Consider the following 5,244-nt stretch of genomic DNA (forward strand, 5'->3'; position numbering starts at 1 on the left):
CAGGCCAATATAAAATTTAATGAAGAAAAATATTCAAAATACGTATGGGACGCGTCCAAATATATTGGTGAAGTATTATATATCAAGGTAGTAGACCATGCCAAAGATGGTTACGGTCATATAAATGTTGATGATGTTAATGTTTATAATGAAGGGACCATATCGGATAAAGTTGACCAGGTTGCAAAAGAGCCGGAGAAAACAGATATGAAACAAAGCGGTCTCCTCACAGATTGGTCCGCTGTTTCTGGACAGTGGATTCCTTCCACAAACGGCAGCATCGGAGGAGTATGGGAATGTCCTACGTTAGTCGAATTGCCGGTTGATGGCGATCCTTCAAAAAGAAAGTGGGTCCTACAGGTAAGTATAAATGATGGTGCTCCGGCAGGCGGATCGGGCATGCAGTATTTTGTAGGCAGCTTTGACGGTAAAACGTTTAAAAATGAAAATACTTCCGATAAAGTGTTATGGACTGACTATGGCGCTGATTTTTATGCTGCTGTGGATTGGAGTGGAGTAGAAGGGAAGAATGGTGAGAAATATTGGCTCGGCTGGATGAGTAATTGGAAGTATGCCAACGATACACCCACCTCAACGTGGAGAAGTTCAACAACACTGCCGCGGAAGATGGAGCTCACTCAAACCACAAAGGGTCTACGTTTAAAACAAACCCCTATTTCGCTAAAAAGCATTCGTGACAGAGGGGATCGTATATCGTATACCAATAAAATGATATCGGGTAACAGCCATCTTCTTTCTAATTTATCAGAAGATACATTTGAACTGATCGCTTTGTTTGATGTATCGGATACTAAGGCAACAGAATTTGGCTTCAAGATCCGTGAAGGAAGTGAGCAATATACTACTGTCGGTTACGATGTCTACAACGAACAATTATTTGTAGACCGGACTCATTCAGGAGATTTCGATTACGGAAGTAGTGTAGTTGGCAAGCATGAGGGACCATTACAGGCAAAAAACGGCACGGTTAAATTGCAGGTAATTGTTGATAGATCAGCTGTAGAGGTGTTCGGTAATGATGGTACGACCGTGATTACCGATCAGATATTCGCGGATTCTGCAAGCAAAGGATTAAAAATTTATAGTAAGGGCGGAAATGTGAAGCTGAAATCTTTGGACCTATATCCTCTAAAGAGTGTATGGAAAGAAAAGAACTCTTCTTTTAAATCAAACTTATCAGGTTGGACCATCGTTAACGGGAAGTGGGCGGACACCATTCATGGAAAACAGGGACAGAGTAAGGGAGATGCTTTCATAGTATCAAAAGTGACCGGCAGGAATTTTGTATATGAAGCCAATATAAACGTGCCAGATACAGATTCCCACCCCGGTAATTCTGAAAAAGATTTGATAGATAACTCCATTGGAGCAGGTTCGTTGGTTTTTCGTTCTGACTTAACAGCAAAGAATTCGTATGCAGCAAATGTTGATATAAAAAATAATATTGTAAAATTAATTAAATTTGTTGATGGAACTGGATATGAAATTGCGACATATAACAATGATGGAAAACTGGATTTACAGCCAAATACAGATTATCATCTCAAATTAGAAGCGCAAGGCGACATCACTAAGGTTTATTTGAACAATAAATTAGTTATAGACACAAAAGATCAAACTTATAAAGAAGGAAACTTTGGTCTCAATGTATGGGATACAACGGCTTTTTTTAATGAAGTTAAAGTGAAACTAAAACATAAAGATGAATGATTAAAATCAGGCTAAGTGTAAATTGACTTAATGCAACCACTCTATTTGTATAGGCTTGGTTGCACAATTTTTGGTACTTCGCGAATAATTTTTTCTTTCATTTGCGATATAAAAGTTTTCATTTTCATCGACTAAGCTTTTCGTCATTCATTGGAAGGTGCCCTGATCAGCAGCATCTTTCCAATGAACGACGGATCTCTACATAAAAAGGTGTCCAGCGACCTTAGAGATCGTCGGACACCTTTGCAGTTCTTACGTTCCTTGATTCAACCTTGCGCTACGAAACGATTAACTTCTTCCAACGACGGCAAGGCTGCAATCGCTCCAACTTTAGTGCACACGATGGCGCCAACTTGATTGGCAAGTGTCACAAATTCCTGCTGCTGCTTCGCGTTAGAGGTAAATGCCTTAGGCTGACTCAACTGGCTGATTTGATACAGCATTGCTCCGACGAAGGCATCTCCGGCACCAGTAGAGTCGATCGATTTGACAGCAATGCTGCCGACTAACGAACGGGAGGCACCACTTGAGATGAGGGTTCCTTCTTTCCCTAAGGTAACTGCCACCGTCTTGGCTCCCAACCCATGCAAAAGATCCAATGAAGCATCGCGGTCAGCCAGCCCTGTAATGATGTTTAATTCCTCTTCGCTTACTTTTACCAAATCCGCATTGTGTATTCCTCTTCTGGACAGTGTGATAAATTCCTCCTGCCTGTCTTTCCAGAGGTCCCCCCGGTAATTGGGATCAAAGGAGGTGAATTGCCCGTTGGCCTTCGCTCCATCCAATAAAGACAAATACGCTTCTCGGAAAGGATCGGCGAGCAAGGCCGTTGCCGAGCCAAAATGCAGAATGGCTGCCTGCCGGGTCCATTCTCTATCAATGTCCTGCAGAGACAGTTGACGGTCAGCTCCGCGGTTGAACACGAAATCCCGTTCGCCGTTAGCGGCAAGGGAAACAAAGGCCAGTGTAGTCGGCGTTGACGGATCAAATAGGAGCATGGACGTATCCACATGCTGCTCATCCAACGTTTGCTTCAGGTACATGCCAAAGGGATCAGCCCCGACTTTCCCCAAGAATGACGCTTTTCCTCCGAGCTTGGCTACGGCTGCGCTTACATTTGCCGGAGCGCCGCCGGCCTGCTTGGAGAAATGCTGACCCTTGGCAAGATTAACATCAATATCCGTGCAGAAAAAATCAATGAGCAGCTCGCCCACACAAAGAACCGTTCTGTCATTTTTCACTTTGATTCACCTCTAGGTAGATTTAGTTTAGAACAGGGGTCGAGTCCCGGTATACGATATCCGTTGCAACATGAGTCACTCGGTATGGCATGGTATTGTCTTTGATTCTGGACAATAACATTTCGGCTGAAATAATACCCATCTGACTACTATAAATATGCACGGTTGTAAGATGAGGCTCGACAACCCGGGATTCCGAAGCATCATCGAACCCGCAGACAGCAACATCTTCCGGAACTTTAATCCCTTTGTTTTTCAAAGATTTGATCACGCTGATGGCAATGAAATCATTGGCACAAATAAAGACGGAGGGACACTCCCTCAGGGCATCCAACTGCTGTTCCATCCAGTTCTCCTCTATAAAGAAGTTGCGGTCAGGCGCTACAATGCTATGAGCAGGATCTACGGCGATTCCTGCTTCAGCTAAGGCCTTATTAAATCCGGTCCAGCGTTCATTGAAGCTTTTGCAGTGATTGTAATCGCCTACAAAACCGAAGCTTTCATAGCCATGATTAATTAATTTCCGGGTAACACAGTATGTGCTGTGTTCATTTTCCATTAATACCAGATCCGCCTTCAATTCTGGATACATCATATGCGCAGCGCAATCAATAAAAATGGTTGGGATGCAAAGATCTGTGATCATCTTGCTGTATTCCTTGCTGAACATTTCGATGCAGAAGATGCCAGCCACATTCGAAGGTTCGAAATTGCCGGGCAGGGTCATCGAATTGATATCGTTCTCACGGACAAAGTAAATGGATAATGTATAGCCCTGGTTGCTGATTTCCTTCTCCAGCCCGCTGATCAGTAGCGATCCAAAGTGTGAACTATTGGGAAGATTACAGGTCAAAAGTGCGATATTGCCCTGTTTTTCAGAGGCTGTTTCCATATAAGAAAATTGTTTGTATTTAAGCTCCACTGCCTTTTTGATCACCTTGTCCCTCGTTACGGCAGGAATATTCTCTACTCCATTAAGCGCCTTGGATGCAGTGTTTCTAGAAATCCCCAAGGCATCAGCGATATCTTGTATCGTAACCTTTGACTTTCTCGTCATTTTGTTCACCTTATTCTCCGAATTAAGATTCTCCATATTTCTAAATATATAGTATTTTCATGTTTTTAACAATGAATTTATTCAAATGAACAATAAAAATTTACATTTGTTTATTTATATCGTGTGTTTTTGATGTATTTTTGCTAAAAACATTATAATTATCTTGAAATATGCTTTTTGAATGAATTTATTCACCCGAAATATATTGACTAATTAAATATACATCTGCTAAATTGTAAGAGTAAAAAGTGTTCAAATGTAAATTGTAAACCCATTCATTTTGGGGATGTGTAAAATTCTAGTTCTGTTGGAGGTGTGGATATTACAAGCAAGTATTTGAAAACATCTTGGTGAATTATGTCAGAGAGGTGACATAACATGGCTTATATTTTGTGTCGTATAACAAGCCGTGAACAGTAGGAGGGAAAACATTGGGGAATTCGATCGTTCAAAAAAGGGGACTAAAGGCTTCAGAAACAAAAAAAAGAAACCATTGGTTAAGCTACATGGTTCGAAATTATATATTGTATTTGTTTCTGCTTCCGTCCATAATTCTTACCGTCATTTTCAAGTATATTCCCATGTACGGCTCGATCATTGCGTTTAAAAATTTCAGCCCAAGAAAAGGAATCATGGGCAGCGAATGGGTTGGATTTGAACATTTTCAGCGCTTTCTTTCATCACCAAATTTTTATGACATTTTAATGAATACGCTTAAATTAAGCGCTTACGGTCTTATTCTCGGTTTCCCAGTACCGATTATTCTGGCCTTAATGCTAAATCTGATCAGAGGAGCGAAGCTCAAGAAGAATATTCAGCTTATTGTATACGCACCTAACTTCATCTCGGTTGTTGTTGTTGCCGGTATGCTGTTTGTTTTTCTATCGCCAGCTGGAATAGTGAACGCTTTGGTAACAACCTTCACCGGCAAGCCGATTTCTTTTATGACTGATCCCGCCTATTTCCGAACGGTATATATTTTGTCCGGTATATGGCAAACAGCGGGCTGGTCCTCTATCATTTATGTGGCCACCTTAGCCAATGTGGACCCGCAGTTGCATGACGCTGCAACAATTGATGGCGCTTCATTGATGAAGAGAATCTTCCACATTGATCTGCCAGCTCTTAAACCCGTCATGGCCGTCCTGTTCATTCTCGCTGCAGGAGGTATTATGTCGATCGGCTATGAAAAGGCTTACCTGATGCAGACGGCTC

General features: G+C 41.8%; 4 protein-coding genes. 2 read left to right on the plus strand and 2 right to left on the minus strand.

What is annotated here, in order from left to right; all coding sequences use genetic code 11:
- Positions 1-1,731, plus strand: a 1,731-nt coding sequence (locus tag GRP75_RS18610) for a glycoside hydrolase family 32 protein (protein ID WP_160790017.1), incomplete at its 5' end; no start/stop codon positions are given.
- A gap of 266 nt (positions 1,732-1,997) precedes the next feature.
- Here the strand turns inward: GRP75_RS18610 and GRP75_RS18615 are convergent.
- Together GRP75_RS18615 and GRP75_RS18620 are read right to left on the minus strand one after the other, a co-directional pair.
- A complete protein-coding gene (locus GRP75_RS18615) occupies positions 1,998-2,972 on the minus strand; it encodes a PfkB family carbohydrate kinase (RefSeq protein ID WP_160790018.1) in 975 nt (324 codons plus the stop codon).
- 22 nt (positions 2,973-2,994) lie between these two features.
- Entirely contained in the window at positions 2,995-4,029 is a 1,035-nt protein-coding gene (locus tag GRP75_RS18620; protein ID WP_160790019.1) for a LacI family DNA-binding transcriptional regulator, read from the minus strand.
- 506 nt (positions 4,030-4,535) lie between these two features.
- Between GRP75_RS18620 and GRP75_RS18625 the strand changes: the two genes are divergently transcribed.
- Positions 4,536-5,244: ABC transporter permease (locus tag GRP75_RS18625; protein ID WP_237449099.1), on the plus strand; the 709-nt coding region annotated here is incomplete at its 3' end.

Source organism: Paenibacillus sp. OT2-17, assembly GCF_009827695.1.
GTDB lineage: Bacteria > Bacillota > Bacilli > Paenibacillales > Paenibacillaceae > Paenibacillus > Paenibacillus polymyxa_B.